Source organism: Demequina gelatinilytica (assembly GCF_000971115.1).
In the GTDB taxonomy this organism is placed as follows: Bacteria; Actinomycetota; Actinomycetes; order Actinomycetales; family Demequinaceae; genus Demequina; species Demequina gelatinilytica.
The window spans coordinates 45813-63646 of record NZ_BBLV01000010.1 but is presented as its reverse complement, the minus strand read 5'-3'; the positions used below and the strand labels follow the sequence as shown (position 1 = coordinate 63646).

The 17834-nt window shown below is 72.4% G+C and carries 19 protein-coding genes; 6 read left to right on the top strand and 13 right to left on the bottom strand.

The window, feature by feature from the left end:
* Nucleotides 1-75: 75 nt before the first annotated feature.
* Nucleotides 76-1353 (top strand): Glu/Leu/Phe/Val family dehydrogenase, encoded by a 1278-nt coding sequence (locus AOM00_RS09890; protein ID WP_062517623.1) that lies wholly within the window; start codon nt 76-78, stop codon nt 1351-1353.
* 95 nt (nt 1354-1448) lie between these two features.
* Here the strand turns inward: AOM00_RS09890 and AOM00_RS09885 are convergent, their stop codons facing one another.
* Nucleotides 1449-2198, bottom strand: coding sequence for a TSUP family transporter (locus tag AOM00_RS09885; protein WP_062517622.1), 750 nt, complete (start codon nt 2196-2198; stop codon nt 1449-1451).
* A 15-nt stretch (nt 2199-2213) separates the two neighbouring features.
* Entirely contained in the window at nt 2214-3725 is a 1512-nt protein-coding gene (guaB, locus tag AOM00_RS09880) for an IMP dehydrogenase (protein WP_062517621.1), read from the bottom strand.
* A gap of 442 nt (nt 3726-4167) precedes the next feature.
* On the opposite strand from guaB, the gene AOM00_RS09875 reads away from it, so the two are divergent.
* Nucleotides 4168-4458, top strand: a complete 291-nt coding sequence (locus tag AOM00_RS09875; RefSeq protein ID WP_062303390.1) for a WhiB family transcriptional regulator — start codon at nt 4168-4170, stop codon at nt 4456-4458.
* A gap of 143 nt (nt 4459-4601) precedes the next feature.
* Here the strand turns inward: AOM00_RS09875 and groES are convergent, their stop codons facing one another.
* On the bottom strand, nt 4602-4895 hold the full coding sequence (gene groES / locus AOM00_RS09870; RefSeq protein WP_062303388.1) for a co-chaperone GroES: 294 nt from the start codon (nt 4893-4895) through the stop codon (nt 4602-4604).
* Between the two features lie 169 nt (nt 4896-5064).
* On the opposite strand from groES, the gene AOM00_RS09865 reads away from it, so the two are divergent.
* On the top strand, nt 5065-6234 hold the full coding sequence (locus AOM00_RS09865) for a class I SAM-dependent methyltransferase (protein ID WP_062517620.1): 1170 nt from the start codon (nt 5065-5067) through the stop codon (nt 6232-6234).
* A 21-nt stretch (nt 6235-6255) separates the two neighbouring features.
* Here the strand turns inward: AOM00_RS09865 and AOM00_RS09860 are convergent, their stop codons facing one another.
* On the bottom strand, nt 6256-6534 hold the full coding sequence (locus AOM00_RS09860; protein ID WP_062517619.1) for a helix-turn-helix domain-containing protein: 279 nt from the start codon (nt 6532-6534) through the stop codon (nt 6256-6258).
* A gap of 356 nt (nt 6535-6890) precedes the next feature.
* Entirely contained in the window at nt 6891-7508 is a 618-nt protein-coding gene (locus AOM00_RS09855; RefSeq protein ID WP_062517618.1) for a LysE/ArgO family amino acid transporter, read from the bottom strand.
* Nucleotides 7509-7578: 70 nt separating this feature from the next.
* Here AOM00_RS09855 and AOM00_RS09850 point away from each other — a divergent pair, with 70 nt between their 5' ends.
* The gene (locus AOM00_RS09850) at nt 7579-8460 is read left to right on the top strand and encodes a LysR family transcriptional regulator ArgP (RefSeq protein WP_062517617.1); all 882 of its coding nucleotides are present in this window, start codon (nt 7579-7581) and stop codon (nt 8458-8460) included.
* Here AOM00_RS09850 and AOM00_RS09845 read toward each other — a convergent pair.
* Together AOM00_RS09845 and tsaD are read right to left on the bottom strand one after the other, a co-directional pair.
* Nucleotides 8447-10087 carry a glycoside hydrolase family 3 N-terminal domain-containing protein gene (locus tag AOM00_RS09845; protein WP_156159118.1) on the bottom strand — a complete coding sequence of 547 codons (1641 nt, stop codon included), beginning with the start codon at nt 10085-10087 and terminating at the stop codon, nt 8447-8449. The genes AOM00_RS09850 and AOM00_RS09845 overlap by 14 nt on opposite strands.
* Nucleotides 10087-11124 (bottom strand): tRNA (adenosine(37)-N6)-threonylcarbamoyltransferase complex transferase subunit TsaD, encoded by a 1038-nt coding sequence (gene tsaD / locus AOM00_RS09840; RefSeq protein ID WP_062517615.1) that lies wholly within the window; start codon nt 11122-11124, stop codon nt 10087-10089. Before tsaD ends, AOM00_RS09845 begins: the two co-directional genes overlap by 1 nt.
* Before the next feature lie 91 nt (nt 11125-11215).
* Between tsaD and AOM00_RS15815 the strand changes: the two genes are divergently transcribed.
* A complete protein-coding gene (locus AOM00_RS15815; RefSeq protein ID WP_062517614.1) occupies nt 11216-11842 on the top strand; it encodes a malonic semialdehyde reductase in 627 nt (208 codons plus the stop codon).
* Between the two features lie 25 nt (nt 11843-11867).
* On the opposite strand, the gene rimI is transcribed toward AOM00_RS15815, so the two are convergent.
* From rimI to glmS, 6 genes are read right to left on the bottom strand one after another with little or no spacing between them, the layout of a single operon-like run.
* A complete protein-coding gene (gene rimI / locus AOM00_RS09830; protein WP_062517613.1) occupies nt 11868-12329 on the bottom strand; it encodes a ribosomal protein S18-alanine N-acetyltransferase in 462 nt (153 codons plus the stop codon).
* A complete protein-coding gene (gene tsaB, locus AOM00_RS09825) occupies nt 12326-12934 on the bottom strand; it encodes a tRNA (adenosine(37)-N6)-threonylcarbamoyltransferase complex dimerization subunit type 1 TsaB (protein WP_062517612.1) in 609 nt (202 codons plus the stop codon). Before tsaB ends, rimI begins: the two co-directional genes overlap by 4 nt.
* 4 nt (nt 12935-12938) lie before the next feature.
* Nucleotides 12939-13442, bottom strand: coding sequence for a tRNA (adenosine(37)-N6)-threonylcarbamoyltransferase complex ATPase subunit type 1 TsaE (gene tsaE / locus AOM00_RS09820; RefSeq protein ID WP_062517611.1), 504 nt, complete (start codon nt 13440-13442; stop codon nt 12939-12941).
* Nucleotides 13439-14545 (bottom strand): alanine racemase, encoded by a 1107-nt coding sequence (gene alr / locus AOM00_RS09815; protein WP_062517610.1) that lies wholly within the window; start codon nt 14543-14545, stop codon nt 13439-13441. Before alr ends, tsaE begins: the two co-directional genes overlap by 4 nt.
* Entirely contained in the window at nt 14545-14898 is a 354-nt protein-coding gene (locus AOM00_RS09810; RefSeq protein WP_228373467.1) for a holo-ACP synthase, read from the bottom strand. Before AOM00_RS09810 ends, alr begins: the two co-directional genes overlap by 1 nt.
* Nucleotides 14899-14900: 2 nt before the next feature.
* The gene (gene glmS, locus AOM00_RS09805; protein ID WP_062517609.1) at nt 14901-16766 is read right to left on the bottom strand and encodes a glutamine--fructose-6-phosphate transaminase (isomerizing); all 1866 of its coding nucleotides are present in this window, start codon (nt 16764-16766) and stop codon (nt 14901-14903) included.
* Between the two features lie 93 nt (nt 16767-16859).
* Here glmS and coaA point away from each other — a divergent pair, with 93 nt between their 5' ends.
* Complete coding sequence (gene coaA, locus AOM00_RS09800; RefSeq protein WP_062517608.1) at nt 16860-17834, top strand: type I pantothenate kinase; 975 nt, start codon at nt 16860-16862, stop codon at nt 17832-17834.

Here is a 17834-nt window from a genome sequence, read left to right as displayed (position 1 = left end):
AACTCGCCATCACGGCCACCAGGAGGACGCCCCGGCGCGGCTAGTGTCGAAGGACACACCTACCCGGAGGTCACAATGACGTGGTCCACCACGGAGGCCGAAGCCCCCACAGGGGCCGGCCCTCTCACCGATGCGCTCTCCCAGCTCGACAACGCGCTGGCGCACCTCGGCATCAACGGCGGCATCAAGAAGATGCTCACCACCCCCCGACGCGAGCTCATGGTGAGCGTCCCGCTGCGCCGCGACGACGGCTCGATCGCCGTCTACTCGGGCTACCGGGTGCAGCACAACTTCTCGCGCGGCCCCGCGAAGGGCGGCCTGCGCTACGCACCGTCGGTCGATCTCGACGAGGTCCGCGCGCTCGCGATGTGGATGACGTGGAAGTGCGCGCTCGTCGACGTGCCGTACGGCGGCGCCAAGGGCGGGATCGCAATCGACCCGCGCGAGCACTCGCAGGCCGAGCTCGAGCGCGTGACCAGGCGTTACACCTCGGAGATCCTGCCCATCATCGGGCCCACCAAGGACATCCCCGCACCCGACATCGGCACGGACGAGCGGACCATGGCCTGGATCATGGACACCTACTCGGCGGCCATGGGCCACACCGTGCCGGGCGTGGTGACGGGCAAGCCGGTGAGCCTGGGCGGTTCGCTCGGGCGCGCCGCAGCGACGTCCCGAGGCGTCGCGCACATCGCGCTCATGGCGCTCGCGTCGCGCGGCATGGATCCGTCCCGCACCACCGCCACGGTCCAGGGCTTCGGCAAGGTGGGCCGCGACGCGGCACGGTTCCTCGCGGCCGCCGGCGTCAAGGTGCTCGCGGTCAGCGACATCGACGGCGCGGTCTACGACGAGCGCGGCCTCGACATCGGCCGCCTGGCCGAGCACGCCGACCGGACGGGCTCCGTGTCGGGCTTCGAGGGCACCGAGTCGATCGACCCGGCCTCGATCCTGCTGCTCGACGTCGACATGGTGGTGCCCGCCGCGGTGGAGGGCGTCCTCACCGCGGACAACGCCGCGAAGGTCCAGGCGAGCATCGTGGTCGAGGGCGCGAACGGGCCCACCACCAAGGATGCCGACGCGATCCTCACCGACCGCGACGTGCTGGTGGTCCCCGACATCCTCGCGAATGCGGGCGGCGTGGTCGTCTCCTACTTCGAGTGGGTCCAGGCGAACCAGGCGTACCAGTGGTCCGAGCGGGACGTGAACGACCGGCTCGAGGAGCGCATGACCAAGGCGTGGCACGACGTGGTCGACTACTCGGGCGCGCACTCGCTCACGTACCGGGAGGCCGCGACGGCCCTGGCGGTGCAGCGGGTCACCGACGCGCACCGGCTCCGGGGCCTCTACCCCTGACCTACCCGCGTGCAAGCGTCTACCCCGACGTTCGGTGCCCGTTCCTGCGTCAGAACGTGCACGATGCGTCGGGGTAGACGCGTCCCGCCCGGCGGTCAGCCGAGCAGGTAGCGGATCAGCATCCCGACGCTCATCACCACGATGAGCGCGCGGAGCACCACGGGCTTGACCCGGAAGAGCACGTGCGACGCGACGTAGGCCCCGAGCAGCTGCCCGCCGATCATCGCCGCCCCCACCGCCCACACCATCTTCCCGGCGAGGGCGAAGACCAGGAGCGAGGCGACGTTGGTCGCGAAGTTGAGGGTCTTCGCGACGGCGGTGGAGCGCGGCAGCTCGTAGGCGCGCAGCGTGACGCCGGACAGCGCGAACAGCGATCCCGTGCCGGGCCCGAACGCGCCGTCGTACGCTCCGATCGCGGGCACCACGGTCGCCTCGTACGGCGCCGCGCTCATGCGCGCGTGGGTCGGCGGCACGTGCGCCTTGGGCACGAACGCGAAGTACGCGGCGATGACGGCGAGCACCACGGGGATCACCACCCGCAGCGGCTCGGGGTCCACGAGCTGGATGGCCACCGAGCCCGCCGCGGATCCGAGGAAGGCCCACAGCATGGGCCACCGCGCATCGGACCATCGCACGCGGCGTCGACGGATCACCTGCCACGTCGCCATGCCGGTCCCGAAGGACCCCTGGAGCTTGTTGGTGCCGAGCGCCTGGAGCGGCGGCACCCCGGCGAGCAGCAGGGCAGGGAGCGTCAGCAGCCCTCCCCCGCCCGCCAAGGTGTCGAGGAACCCCGCGAGCAGCGCGACGACCGCGAGGATCGCGAGCGTCTGCCAGGCGAGGTCCACGCGGGCCGCGGACGCCTAGCTGCGACCGGAGTAGTTGGGCGCCTCGACGGTGATCTGCACGTCGTGCGGGTGAGACTCCTTGAGCCCGGCCGGCGTGATGCGGACGAACTTCCCGCGCTCCTGCAGCTCGGGGATGGTGCGCGCACCCACGTAGAACATCGACTGGCCCAGGCCGCCCACGAGCTGGCGGACCACGGAGGAGAGGGGACCCTTGTACGGCACCCGACCCTCGATGCCCTCGGGGATGAGGTCGTCGTCGCTCGGGGCGTCGGCCTGGAAGTAGCGGTCCTTCGAGTAGGACACGCGACCCCGGGACGCCATCGCGCCCATCGACCCCATGCCGCGGTAGCTCTTGAACTGCTTGCCGTTGACCAGCACCAGGTCGCCGGGAGTCTCGGCGCAGCCCGCGAACAGCGAGCCGAGCATGACGGACGATGCGCCGGCCACCAGGGCCTTGGCGATGTCGCCCGAGTACTGGAGGCCGCCGTCGGCGATGACGGGCACGCCCGAGGGGTGCGCCGCCTTCCATGCCTCGTAGACCGCGGTCACCTGGGGCACGCCCACACCCGCGACCACGCGCGTGGTGCAGATCGAGCCCGGGCCCACGCCCACCTTGACCGCATCGACGCCCGCATCCACGAGCGCCTGCGCGCCCTCGCGCGTGGCGACGTTGCCGCCGATGACCTGCACATGCGCCGTCGCGGGGTCGGACTTGAGGCGCTGGATCATCTCGATCATCTTGCGCGCGTGGCCGTGCGCCGTGTCGACCACCAGCGCGTCGACGTCCGCGTCGACGAGCGCGGTCGCGCGCTCCCACGCGTCGCCGTAGAAGCCGACCGCGGCCGCGACCCGGAGCCGACCCTCGACGTCCTTGGTCGCGAGCGGGTACTTCTCGGTCTTGACGAAGTCCTTGACGGTGATGAGGCCGGTGAGCCGACCCTCGGCGTCGACCAGCGGCAGCTTCTCGACGCGGTGCCTCGCGAGCAGCTCGGACGCCTCCGCATTGGAGACACCCTCGCGCGCCGTGATGAGCGGCATCGGCGTCATGTGGTCCTTGACCAGGCGCGACGCGAACTCGGACGACGGGACGAAGCGCAGGTCGCGGTTGGTGATGATGCCCAGCAGGCGGCGGTCCTCATCGACCACCGGGAGCCCGGAGACGCGGTACTTGCCGCACAGCGCGTCGAGCTCGGCGAGCGTGACCTCGGGTCCCACGGTGACGGGGTCGGTGATCATGCCCGACTCGGAGCGCTTGACGATCTCGACCTGGTGGGCCTGGTCCTCGATCGACAGGTTGCGGTGCAGCACGCCGATGCCGCCGAGACGGGCGAGCGCGATCGCGAGGCGCGCCTCGGTGACGGTGTCCATCGCTGCGGACAGCAGCGGGACAGCCACGGAGATGCCCTTGGTGAGCCGCGTGGTGGTGTCCACCTCGGAGGGGATCACATCGGACTCCCCGGGCAGCAGGAGGACGTCGTCGTAGGTCAGACCGGTGAAGGCGAAGGGATCGTTCTCAAGGGGCGCCATACGGAGATTCTAAGTGCCGCGCCGCCGCCCTCGTCACCGCGGGCGACGTCGCACCAGGACGCCGATCGGCGCGCGGCGCGGAGCGCGACCCCGTCGACACCGCCATGGCGGTGTTCACGTTAACACAACGTTCATGTAAGGCTCGCCTTGCCCGGAAGCCGAACATCATGCCTGGTAGGAGCGTTCTTGTCGGACAAGTAGACGCGATCTCCGAAAAAAGGCCCGCGACGATGCGGGGAAATCGTCAGAATTGTCGGTAAACCTGGCAAATCGGGACTTCCCAACCACCAGGGACGATGTTATGAATGGCTGTGGGGGGAGGGTGTCCAGCATCGGCCACAAGCCGGCTGTTGGACACATGTGTAGGACGACCGTGACCGGCTCTGGGTGGCAATGGCGCCACCCGTGGGGAGAGTCGGCGACAACCCATAAAGGGGGCGCGATGGAGGCCGTGGCGAAGCTGCCAGCACCTACTCAGGATCAATGGGAATGGCAGTACGAAGGTTCGTGCCGCGATGCGGATCCGGACCTGTTCTTCCACCCGGAAGGCGAGCGCGGTGCGGCGCGGAGGCGCCGTGCGGAGGCGGCGAAGGAGTACTGCGCCGGCTGCCCCGTGCTCGACACCTGCCGCGAGCGCTCGCTCCAGGCACGTGAGCCCTTCGGGGTCTGGGGCGGGCTCAGCGAGGACGAGCGGCACGCCGTCCTCGCCGGACGCCTCAAGCAGGCGAGCTGACGTCGCGCGGCGGCCCGTGCATCGTCCAGACCGGACGAGGGACGGGCCGCCGCCGGCGGCGCCTCGCCCGCGCACACGCGGGCCCGGGAACGCCGACGGGCCCCGAGGCTGATGCCTCGAGGCCCGTGCGGATGCGGCTGGTGCTAGCCGACGATGGCGAGCAGGTCGCGCGCGGAGAGGATCAGGTACTCCTCGCCGGCGTACTTGACCTCGGTGCCGCCGTACTTGCTGTAGATCACCTTGTCGCCGACGTTGACGTCGACGGGGATACGGTTGCCGTTGTCGTCGATGCGACCCGGGCCCACCGCCACGACCTCGCCCTCCTGGGGCTTCTCCTTGGCGGTGTCAGGGATCACGAGGCCGGACGCCGTCGTGGTCTCGGCCGCAGCGGCCTTGACAACAACCTTGTCCTCCAGGGGCTTGATGGAGACCGACACTGCGGACCTCACCTTCCGTGCTCGAAGTAAGTTCGGTGCAGACCCTGAGGACCGCCGTCGCGGGGGTCGATCCTGGATCTGCGCTCATGAGAGCATCCTCAATCTAGCACTCGGGTGCCGAGAGTGCTAACGCGCCTCGGGGGTCGGTCCCGGGTGAGATGATCCGGGGATGGACGTCGTCACCGCGCGCCTCACGGTCTCCGAGGCATGCCTCGAGCTTGCCGCGTCGCTGCGGGACGTCTCCCCCAAGGATGCGCTCGCCGTGACCGGCAGGCTGCGCCGCGAGGGCCACTCCCCCGCGCTCGTGGCGGCGGCGATGACGCTCGCGGAGCTGCGCGGCGAGGCACGGCCCCGACTCGGAGATCCCGTGGACTCCATGGTGTTCCATCGCGCGGGCCTCGAGCAGGCCTCGCGCGCGGTCGTGGCGCAGCTGCACGCGGCACGCTTCGCCCAGGCGCACTGCCGCAAGGTCGCGGACCTCACCGCGGGGCTGGGCACCGATGCGATGGCGGTCGCGCGGCGGGGGCTCGGGGTGGTCGCGTTCGAGGCGGACGAGGCGACGGCGATCCTGGCGGCGCACAACCTCGCGCCATGGCCGCTCGCCCGGGTGATCCACGGCGACTCGCTCGCGGGCCTCGAGGACGTGCGCGTCGACGGCATCTTCGCGGACCCTGCGCGACGCAACGCGCGCGGCCGCCGTCACGACCCGGGCGACTACTCGCCCCGCCTCGACTCCGTGCTCGACCTGCGCCACCAGGTCCGCGCGCTCGGCGTCAAGGCAGGACCCGCGCTCCCCCACGACGCCATCCCGACCGACATGGAGGCGCAGTGGGTGAGCGTCGACGGGGACGTGGTCGAGGTCGGCCTGTGGGCCGGCGACGCGGCGCACGGCTCGGGCCACTCGGCGCTGGTGGTCCGCGGCGACGAGCAGCATGAGATCGCGGGCCCCACGGACCGCGCCGGCTCCGGACCGCTCGGCGAGTGGCTCCTCGAGCCCGACGGCGCGGTCATCCGCGCCGGGCTCGTGGGCGTGCTCGCGGAGGACATCGGCGCGCACCTCGTGGACCCCAGCATCGCGTACCTCACCACCGATGCCCCCGCCAGCACACCGTTCGCCCGCACGTACCGCGTGCTCGAACGGCTCCCGCTCGACGTCAAGGTGCTCGCGAAGGAGATGCGCTCCCGCGACGTCGGCACGGTCGACATCAAGAAGCGCGGCGTGGACCTCACCCCCGAGCAGCTGCGGCCCCGCCTCAAGCTCAAGGGCTCGCAGCGCGCGACGCTCGTGCTCACACGGCTCGAGGGACGCCACGCGGCGCTCCTGGTCGAGCCCGTCTGACGCCCTCCCCGGCGCGCCTCGCTAGCCGCGAAGCGTCTTCGACACCATCTGCTGGCTGGTGCCCACCTCGCGCGCGATCGCCGTCTGCGACATCCCTCCCGCGGCGAGCTCCCGGATCCGGGCCTTGTGCTCGTCCGTGAGGGTGCCCGCCCGCTTCGACGGCCCTCCGCGCCGGCCGGTCATGATCGAGTCGACGCTCGCCTTGGAGATGCCGACGGCCTCCGCGACCGCCACCCGCGGCTCTCCCGCCTCCACGCGACGGCGGACGTCCGCAACCTGCTGCTCGGTGATCCGTGCCATGGCACCAGCCTAGACAGCCGCCGGTCGGGTCCGGGAGCCGTGAAGCGCGTGGTGCATCACCTGGTCCTGCCAGTCGCCCGCGATCCGCAGGTAGCGCGGCGCGTAGCGCCAGCGTCTCCGCCTGGATGCGATGCAGGCCCAGCGGCCCGAAGGCGAGCTCCTTGATGCGCCCGCCGGCCTCGGTCGCGAGCCCTCGCCCTTGGAGCTCCTGCGTCACCCAGCAGCCCATCCCCGCTGGCTGCGCGGGACCCCGCGCGTCCTCCCCCGAGCGCGATGCGGCCCGCGACCGTGACGAGACGGGTGCGGGGCGGGTCGGAGGCCACCCGGCCATCGTGACGCGCCGACGAGCGCGGGCATCAGCCCGCGACGATGAGCGACACCGCGATCCCCGCCATCACCAGCGCGACGGCTCCATCGAGGACCCGCCAGGCCCCGGGACGCGCGAGCACCCCCGAGAGCAGCCGCGCGCCGTAGCCCAGTCCCGCGAACCACAGGATGCTGCCCGTGACCGCCCCGGCGGCGAACAGCCACCTCGCCTCATGGGTCGCCGCGACCGTGCCGAGCAGCACGACGGTGTCGAGGTACACGTGAGGGTTGAGCCAGGTCAGCGCGAGGCACGTCGCGGCGACCGCGCGTGGGGACGATGCCGCGGCGCCTCCCGCGCGAGGCGCATCGTCCGCATCGAGACGCTCTCCGGCGGCGCTGAGCGCGCGCCGCGCCGCCAGGACGGCGTAGACAGCGAGGAAGGCGGCACCGGCCCACCGGGCGGCCGAGAGCAGCCACGGCACGGCGACGATGGCCGCGCCCAGCCCCGCGACGCCCACCGCGATGAGCACGGCATCGGACGCCGCGCAGATGAGCACCACCAGCCCCACGTGCTCGCGACGCAGGCCCTGGCGCAGGACGAACACGTTCTGCGCGCCGATCGCGACGATGAGCGACAGTCCGAGGCCCAGGCCGGCGAGATACGTCATGGCGACACGGTAGGGCCGAGTTATCCACAACACCACTAACAATTGTGAATACTGCATTAGCGTTGCTTATATGAAGATCCCCGCCGACCTCGCGCAGACGTTGGCTGCCGTCGTCGACGAGGGATCGCTCGAGGCCGCGGCGCGCGCGCTACATGTCACGCAGTCCGCGGTGAGCCAGCGCATGGCGACGCTCGAACGGCTCGCGGGGCAGGTGCTGCTCATCCGCTCGCGCCCCGTGCGCGCGACACCTGCGGGCGAAGCCGTGATCCGCTACGCGCGCCAGGTGACGCTCCTCGAGTCGGAGGCCGCGAGCGCTCTCGGCATCCCCGAGGACCGACCCGCACCGCTGCGCATCGCGGTCAACGCGGACTCTCTTGCCACCTGGCTGCTGGCCCCGCTCGCGCAGGTCCTGCCCGGGCTCGGCACCACGGTGCACCTCCACCGCGAGGACGAGTCCTACACCGCGGAGCTGCTCGCGCAGGGAGCGGTGGTCGCGGCGGTCACCACGCGCGCCGCACCGGTCCCCGGCTGCACCGTCACCCCGCTGGGCCGCATGAGCTACCGCGCGGTCGCGGCGCCGGGCTTCGCCCGCCGCTGGTTCCCAGGCGGCGTGACGCGGGACGCGTTGGCGACCGCGCCCATCGTCGACTTCGACCGGCGCGACGACCTCCAGTCGCGCTGGCTCGAGGCGCACGCGGCAGGCTTGGACGCGCCGCGCCACCTGGTGCCGTCCTCGAGCGAGTTCGCCCAGGCGATCGCCCTCGGGCTCGGCTGGGGCCTGCTCCCGCGCGCGCAGCGCGAGGGGCTCGACCTGGTCGACCTCGGCGGGCCGGCGCTCGATGTCGCGCTGCACTGGCAGCAGTGGCGCGTGCAGTCCGCGGGCCTCGACGCGCTGGCGCGCGCGATCGCGGACGCGGCGCGTGCCGCGCTCGATCCGGTCAGCCCGAGCTGACCGCGCACGCGGCGAACGGCGCGGCGCTCATGGTGACCGGCCAGTCCCCACCCGCCTCCGCAGCTCCCGTGAGCACGTCCGCGAGCGCCGCGATGGTCGGACGGGAGCTGCCGTACGTCGCGATGTACGTCTCCGCGTCGGATGCGAAGATCCCCCACGGCGCGCCGAGCGACACCACCACGTCGGCGGTCGCGTGCATCCGGCCCGAGGCGACGAGCGCGATCGTGGTGCCCGCGTCGCCGACCTCGACGCCCGCGTCCTCGAGCCGGGTCGCGAGCGCGGCCCGTGCATCGTCCGGACCGGAGACGATGCTGACCTTCCGTCCGAGCAGCGGAGCATCGCAGTCCTCGGTCGCCACCGTCATGCCGGCCGCGGCGAACGCCCGCGCGTAACCCTGCGCCGGCACCGCCGTGTCGAGCCCCGCCGACCACCGCATGAGCAGGATCGAACGCGCCGCGGCCTCGTCGAGCCGGTCCCGCGTCACCCGACCGGTGCGCACCGCCTCCACGATCGCCTCGGCCGCGTCTCCCGCGTTCCGGGGCATGAGGAGCACGTCGGCCCCGGCAGCGAGGGCGTCCACCGCCGCCTGTCCCGAGTCGCGTGAGCCCGTGACGGCGCCCATGTTGAGGGCATCCGTGATGATCGCCCCCGTGAAGCCGAGCTCGTCGCGAAGGTAGCCGTACGCGCGAGGCTCGAAGGTCGCCGCCTCCTCGCCCCACTCGGGCACCACGATGTGCCCCATCATCACCGCAGGTGCGCCGGCATCGATCGCCTCGGCGAAAGGCACCAGGTCCGCACGCGCGAGCCGCTCCACGGAGCGGTCCTGCACCGGCAGGCCCACGTGCGAGTCGACGGTGACGGAGCCGTGGCCCGGGAAGTGCTTGATCACCGGGACGAGGCCGCCCGCCACGAAGCCCTCGACCGCCGCTGTCACGGTCCTCGCGACCGCCTTCGGGCGGTCCCCCGCGCTCCGCGTCCGGATGATCGGGTCCGCCGTGCCGATGGTGACGTCCGCGACGGGCGCGTAGTCCACGTTCACGCCCAGCGCACGCATGTCACCCGCGGAGGCCCGGTACGCGGACGTGACGGCTCCCTTGTCCGTCGCGGCGCCGGCGGCCATGAACGAGGCCAGGCTGGGGACCGCCGCGGACAGCCGCGAGACCAGGCCGCCCTCCTCGTCGGCGGAGATCCACACGGGCCATGAGCGGTCGTCGACGTCGTCGAGCGCAGCGGCGAGAGCCGACACCGCATCGGCGGACGGCGCCGCGCCGTCCATGAGGATGACGCCGCCGAGGTGATGGCGTCGCACGCGGTCGACGGCCACCTCGACATCGGGCGTGTAGAGGTCGGTGACGATCACCTGGCCGGCCGCGTGCGCCAGCGGCAGGGAGCGCGCCGTCGCGAGCGCCTCGTCCCACTGGGCGAGCGTGGGCCCCCAGGCCAGGCGCTCGACGTCGACGGTGGCGATCGGGGCGGGCAGGGCCGATGCCGTGGCGGCCGGCAGGGGTGCCGCAGCCGTCACGGAGGGGGACGGCGACGGACCCGGCGTGGGCTCATCGTCCTCCCCGCTCGCGGTACAGGCCGCGAGTAGCAGCACCGCGACCGCCCCCGCGGCGGCCGCGCGCATCAGACCGTGATGGTCGACAGCGGCATGGACGAGTCGACGCCGATGTCCAGGCGGCTGGGCGCGACGCCCGCCTCCACCACCGCCGAGCCGAGCGCGGCGATCATCGCGCCGTTGTCGGTGCAGTAGCGCAGGGGCGGGATGCGGACGTCGATGCCGGCCGCCTCGCCGCGCGCCTGGGCGAGCTCGCGCAGCTGGCTGTTGGCGGAGAACCCGCCGCCGATCACCAGCGTCTCGACGTCGTGCTCGCGGCACGCGTTCAGGGTCTTGGTCACCAGGACGTCCGCGACGGCGGCCGCGAAGCTCGCGCACACGTCCTCGATCGGGACGTCCTGACCCGAGTCGCGACGTGCCTCGACCCAGCGTGCGACGGCGGTCTTGAGGCCCGAGAAGGAGAAGTCGTAGGCGTGCTTGGCCATGTCCTTGGGCTTCGACAGGCCGCGCGGGAACGGGATCGCCTCGGGGTCGCCCTCGCGCGCGAGCCGGTCGACGTGCGGGCCGCCGGGATACGGCAGGCCCAGCAGGCGCCCGACCTTGTCGAAGGCCTCGCCGGCGGCGTCGTCGAGCGTGTGCCCCAGCTCGGTCACCTGGGTCGCGATGTCGTCGACCATGAGCAGCGACGTGTGGCCGCCCGACACGACCAGCGCCATGGTGCGGTCCGGGAACCGGCCATGGACCAGCTGATCGACCGCGGCATGGCCGATGACGTGGTTGACGCCGTAGAGCGGGCGGCGCAGCCCGAGCGACAGCGCCTTCGCGGCCGAGACGCCGACGGTGAGCGAGCCCACCAGCCCCGGGCCCGAGGCGACCGCCACCGCATCGACGTCGGAGAGCGTGCGTCCGGCACGGCTCAGCGCCTCGTCGAGCGTCGGCAGGACGGCCTCGAGGTGCGCGCGCGAGGCGACCTCCGGCACGATGCCGCCGAAGCGTGCGTGCTCGTCCATCGACGAGGCGACGACGTCGGCGAGCAGCTCGCCGTCCTCCACGAGCGCCACACCCGTCTCATCGCAGGTGCTCTCGAGTCCCAGTACCAAAGCCACGGGACAACTGTAGTCGCGAGCGCCGACCCCCTCGGAGGTCGGGACCTCGGACCGTCGCGGACATCTGTCAAAGAGAGGGAGAATGGTTGTTATGACAACCGCGAACCTTCCCCAGTCGACCGCCGCCTTCTCCCTTGACCAGGACGCTCGCGAGGCGCTCTTCACCGCGGCCCGCTCCGCGATCGCGTTCGACGGGCGCGAGGTCGACGCGGACATGGTCACCCGCGCGTGGGATCTCGCGAAGTTCGGCCCGACCAGCAACAACACGCAGCCCCTGCGCCTGGTGGTCGCACGCTCGGAGGCCGCGCGCGCCGCGGTCATCGAGGCTGCGATGCCGCTCAACCGCCCCAAGCTCGAGCAGGCACCGCTGCTGCTGGTCGCCGCGCATGACGACCGGTTCCACGACCACCACGAGACCTGGGCCCCGGGCATGCCCGCCGTCTTCGACCGCTTCGAGTCCAACCCCGAGATGCGCGCATCGCTCGCCCACTCGGGAGCGATGCTCCAGCTGGGCTACCTCATCGTCGCGCTGCGCGCGGAGGGGCTCGCGTTGCGCCCCTACGGCGGCTTCGACAAGGCCGCGCTCGACGCGTCGCTCATGCCCGAGGGCTGGGGCTCCGAGGTGATCCTGGGCGTCGGCTGGCCGGCGTCCGGCGACGACCGGTCGGGCGAGCGCCGCGGCCGCATCCCTGCCGGCCTGGGCATCCGCGAGCTCTGACCCTCCCCGCCGGGATCGCGTGCGCTCAGGCCTCCGGCCGATACCCCCGCAGCTGCACCCGCATGACCAGCGCATCCGTGCCCTCAGGCTGGTAGTACCTCCGCCTGATCCGCACGTCCTCGAACCCGTGCGCGCGGTACAGCGACAGCGCGGCGGCGTTGTCGACCGCGACCTCGAGCCACGCATCCGGGACACCCTCCGCACGCGCCTCCCCGAGGAAGTCCTCGAGCAGCGCGCGACCCAGCCCGCGGCCGCGCGCCTGGGGCACCACCGCGATGTTCATGAGGTGGAACGCGTCCCCGTCGTAGCCGTACACGGCGTACCCGACCAGGGACCCGTCGAGCTCGAGCCCGCGGTAGCGCGCGAACCCGTAGCGGTAGTCATGCGTGATGAGCTCGCGCGACCACGCGGAGGCGCCGAAGAGCTCGGCCTCCACCTCCGCCATCCACGGCAGGTCGTCCTCCGTGAGATCGCGGAGCGAGATCACGCGCCCGGCACCCCGTGCACGTCGGGGCGGCGCAGGTACAACGGCTCGGTGGACATGTCCGAGCCGGCCTCGCGCGCACGGTCGGCGGCGCCGACCAGCAGCGCCGGGTCGGGGTCGCCCTCGGCGGCCCCGGGGAAGGCATCGGGGTAGAGCAGCGCGCCGCGGCCCACCACGGCACCGAGCACCGGCACGTCGCCGGGGGCGGACACCGCCGGCCCGTCCACGCGGACGCCGGAACGGTACGTCGCCCAGTAGACCTCCTTGCGGCGCGCATCGGCCACCGCGGTGACCTCGCCGGTCGCGGCGGCGCCCAGCGCGTCGAGCGAGCACACCCCCTCGACGGGGACGCCCCACACATGCCCGAGCGTCCGCGCGGTCACGAGCCCCACGCGCAGGCCGGTGAACGGCGCGGGCCCCGTTCCGACGACGATGCGGGTGACGTCGGTGCCCGCGGCACCGGCCTCCGCGAGGACGTCCGCGATCAGCCCGGACAGCAGCTCGGCGTGGCCGCGCGGGTTGAACTCGGAGCGTCGCGCGAGCACCTCGCCGGAGGCGGAGACGAGCGCGACGGCGATGGCGGACGAGGTGTCGAGGGCGAGGATCACGGGACTAGCCTACGAGCGCGACGCCGGCCCAGCGGTCGCCGTGGGTGGTGAAGGTGACGGTGCGCAGGCCCTCGTCGGGGCGGTCCATGTCGACCTCCCCGCCGTGCTCACGCGCGATCTCCACATGCACGCGGTCCTGGGACAGCTGCTCGGCCTTGTCCTCGCCCCACTCGACCACCGTGACCGAGGACTCGACGGTCGTGTCCAGGTCGAGGTCGTCGAGCTCGGCGAGCGAGTTCAGGCGGTACGCGTCGACGTGGATGAGCGCGGGACCGCCCACCTCGGACGGATGCGTGCGCGCGATGATGAACGTCGGGCTCGCGACCGGCCCGCGCACGCCCAGCGCGGCCCCCAGGCCCTGCGTGAACGTCGTCTTGCCGGCGCCCAGGTCGCCCGAGAGGATCACCACGTCGCCCGCGCGCAGGTGCGGGGCCAGGACGTCGCGCGCGAGCGCGCGCATGGCGTCGCCGTCCGCGATGGCGAACGATGCGGTCGAGGTCTCGCTCATGCTGCTTCCTTCTGCTTCAGCCCGCCGAAGCGGCACACGATCTCGTAGTCGATGGTGCCCGCGGCCTCGGCCCAGTCGCGAGCGGAGGGGCCGTCGGCGCCGATGAGCACCACCTCGTCCCCCGCGCGCTCGGTCGCGCCGGGCCCCAGGTCGAGCACCACCTGGTCCATGCACACGCGGCCTGCGATGCGGAGCTCGCGGCCGCCCACGGACACCGGTCCGCGCCCGTTGCCCGCGCTGCGGAAGATCCCGTCCGAGTAGCCGGCGGTGACCAGCCCCAGGCGCGTGTCGCGCGGGGTGGTGTACTCGTGGCCGTAGCTCACGCCCTCGCCTGCCGGCACGTCCTTCACCAGCGCGAGCGACGCGGTGACGCGCATCGCGGGCTCGAGGCCCCAGTCGCCGCCCTCGGCATCGGGCACCGGCGGCAGCCCGTACACGGCGATGCCGGGACGCACGAGGTCGAAGTGGAGGTCCGGGCGCGTGAGCGTCGCGGCGGAGTTCGCGAGGTGACGGACCTCGAGCGCGATCCCCCGGTCCTCGATGACCGCGAGCGCGGCACGGAACACGGACGCCTGGCGGTCGATGGTCGGGTCGCCGGGGCGGTCGGCCCACGCGAGGTGGGACCACGCGCCTACCAGCTCGACCGCATCGTCCGCCGCGCGCGCGGCGTCGAGCAGGGCGGGCAACGCCTCGGGACGCACGCCCTCGCGCGACAGCCCGGTGTCGATGGCCACGTGCACCCTGGCGCGCTCCCCGGACATGCGTGCGGCGGCGATGATGACATCGAGCACCTCGAGCGACGATGCGCTGAGGTCCACCCCCGCGCGGATGAGCCCGCGCGCGGGGAACTCGGGGCCGTAGAGCCAGCACAGGAGGCGTCCCGTGTCACCGGCGGCGCGCAGCGCGAGCGCCTCGTCGGGCTGCGCGACGCCGAGCCATGCCGCCCCGCCCTCGCGCGCGGCGGCGGCCGCCCCGACCAGGCCGTGGCCGTAGGCGTCGGCCTTCACCACGGCCATGACGGCCGACCTCGGCGCCATCGCGGCGAGCCGCGATACGTTGCGCGCGATCGCGCCATGGTCGACGGACACGTTGAGACGCGACATCAGCCCTCCCCGACGACCACGGCGGAGGCGATCCCCGCATCGTGCGACAACGACACGTGGAGCGAGGTCATCCCCAAGGCGGCCACCCGCGCGGCGACCGTGCCAGACACCTCGAGCACGGGAGCGCCTCCCGGGCCGCGCAGCACCTCGCAGTCCTGCCAGCTGAGCCCACCGGGCGCGCCGAGCGCCTTCGCGAGCGCCTCCTTGGCGGCCCAGTTGGCGGCGAGGCTCGCATGCCCCAGATGCCGCTCCGCGGGCGTGAACACCCGCTCGAGGAAGCCCGGCGAGCGCTCGAGAGCGTCCTCGAACCGGGCGATCTCGACCACGTCTATCCCCAGACCCAGGATGGCCACGGCTACTCGACGGTGACGGACTTGGCGAGGTTGCGGGGCTGGTCCACGTCGTAGCCCTTGGCCGCGGCGAGCTCGAGCGCGAAGAGCTGGAGCGGCACCACCGACAGCAGCGGCGTCATGAGCACCGGCGCGGAGGGCACGTAGAAGACCTGCTCCGCATAGTTCGCGGCCTCGGTGTCGCCCTCCTCCGCGATCACGAACGTGCGGGCGCCGCGCGCGCGGACCTCCTGCACGTTGGAGATCACCTTCGAGTGGAGCGATTCGCGACCGCGCGGGCTGGGCAGCACGATGAACACGGGCTGGCCCTCCTCCACGAGCGCGATGGGCCCGTGCTTGAGCTCGCCCGCTGCGAAGCCCTCGGCGTGGATGTACGCCAGCTCCTTGAGCTTGAGGGCACCCTCGAGCGCGACGGGGAAGCCCACATGGCGACCGAGGAACAGGACGGTCCGCTCGTCCGCCATCGACCGCGCGAGCTCGCGGATGGGCTCGGACGTGTCGAGGATGCGCTGGATCTTCGCAGGGATGTCGTCGAGCTGGTCGAGCAGCGACTGGATCTCGTCGGGGAACTTGTTGCCGCGCAGCTCGGCGAGGTAGATGCCCAGGAGGAACACCGCGGTGATCTGCGCGAGGAAGGCCTTGGTCGAGGCGACCGCGATCTCGGGCCCCGCACGCGTGTAGAGCACCGCATCGGCCTCGCGCGCGATGGTGGAGCCCTGGGAGTTCACGATCGCGATGACGGGGGCGCCCTGCTGCTGCGCGTGGCGCACCGCCATGATCGTGTCCATGGTCTCGCCCGACTGCGAGATCGCGACCACGAGCGTGCGGACGTTCACCACGGGGTCGCGGTACCGGAACTCGTGCGCGAGCTCGACCTCGACGGGGACGCGGCACCAGTGCTCGATCGCGTAGCGGCCCACCAGGCCCGCGTAGGCGGCGGTGCCGCACGCGACCACGATGATCTTGTCGACCGAGTTGAGGATCGCCTCGTGGATCATGCCGCCGTCGAGCTGCAGGCGGCCCTTCTCGTCGATGCGCCCGCGCAGCGTGTCCGCGACGGCGGTGGGCTGGTCGTGGATCTCCTTCTCCATGAAGGTGGCGAAGCCGCCCTTCTGCGCCGCCGAGGCGTCCCAGTCCACGTGGTACGGCTCGCGCTCGACCACCAGGCCGCCGATGTCGGTGATGGTGACGCGGTCGGGCGTGATCTCCACGACCTCGTCCTGGTGCAGCTCGAGCGCCGTGCGGGTGTGCTCGATGAAGGCGACCACGTCCGAGCCGAGGAAGTTCTCCCCCTCGCCCAGGCCGATGACCAGCGGGCTGTTGCGGCGCGCGCCCACCACGGTGCGGGGCTCGTGCGAGTCGATGGCGAGCAGCGTGAACGCGCCGTCGAGGCGGCGCGTGATCGCGCGCATCGCGTCCGCGAGCGAGCGGCCGCCGAGCACCTCGCGCGCGAGCAGGTGCCCCGCGACCTCGGTGTCCGTCTCGGAGAGGAACTCGATGCCCTCGGCCTGGAGCTCCGCGCGCAGCGCCGCGAAGTTCTCGATGATGCCGTTGTGGATGATCGCGATGCGGCCACCCGCCGCGAGGTGCGGGTGCGCGTTCGCGTCGGTCGGCGCGCCGTGCGTCGCCCACCGCGTGTGACCGATCGCCGCGGTGCCGTCCGGGACGGGACGCGCCGCGAGCTCCTTCTCCAGGTTGACCAGCTTGCCCGACTTCTTGCGCATGCCCACGCGTTCGGGGTCCTCGGTCACCACCGCGATGCCGGCCGAGTCGTAGCCGCGGTACTCGAGCCTCGCGAGGCCCGACATCACCACGCCCTGGGGACGGGCCCCGGGCGCGCCCGAACCCACGTAGCCGACGATTCCACACATGGCGACGAGTCTAGTTCCCGCACCCCCCGCCTCCGCGCAGGGCGACAGGGCGGCGCACCGTCGCCGTGCGCGCGCCTCGTCCTGCCGGGGACGATGCGCCACAATGGGCGGGTGAACGAGGCGCGACGGTCCGATGCTGGCACCCCGTACGTCACCCTGACGCGCGACGAATGGGCGGCCCTGGCCGATCAGACGCCGTTGCCGCTGACCGAGGCGGACATCGCGAAGGTCCGCGGCCTGGGCGACCCCATCGACATCGCCGAGGTGGACCGCATCTACCGTCCCCTGTCCCGCCTGCTCGACCTGCATTCGGGCGCGACGGGCGCGCTGCACGCCGCGACCAGCCGGTTCCTGGGCGAGCGCGCGTCGCGCACGCCTTTCATCATCGGGGTCGCGGGCTCGGTCGCGGTGGGCAAGTCCACCACGGCGCGCCTGCTGCGCGAGCTCATGGCCCGCTGGCCGTCCTCGCCGCACGTCGAGCTGGTCACCACCGACGGGTTCCTGTTCCCCAACAAGGTGCTCATGGAACGCGACCTGCTGGCACGCAAGGGCTTCCCCGAGTCCTACGACCGGCGCGCCCTGCGCGACTTCATCCTCCGCGTGAAGTCCGGGGCGCCGGAGGTCCGTGCTCCCGTGTACTCGCACGTGGTCTACGACATCGTCCCCGACCAGGAGGTGGTGGTCCGCCAGCCGGACATCCTCATCGTCGAGGGCCTCAACGTGCTCCAGACCGCGCAATCGCGCGAGCCGGGGGCCTCGCAGCTCGCGATCAGCGACTTCTTCGACGTGTCGATCTACGTCGACGCGCATCCGGAGGACATCCGCCGCTGGTACGTCGAGCGCTTCCTCGCGCTGCGCGAGTCGGCGTTCGCGAAGCCCGACTCCTACTTCCACTCGTACTCGACGCTGACCGACGCTCAGGCGGTCGCGGTCGCGGGCCAGGTGTGGGACACGGTCAACGCGCCGAACCTCGCCCGGAACATCGCCCCCACCAGGTCGCGCGCGACGATCATCCTGGGCAAGGGCCCGGACCACCGCGTCGAGTCGGTGCGCCTGCGCAAGCTCTGA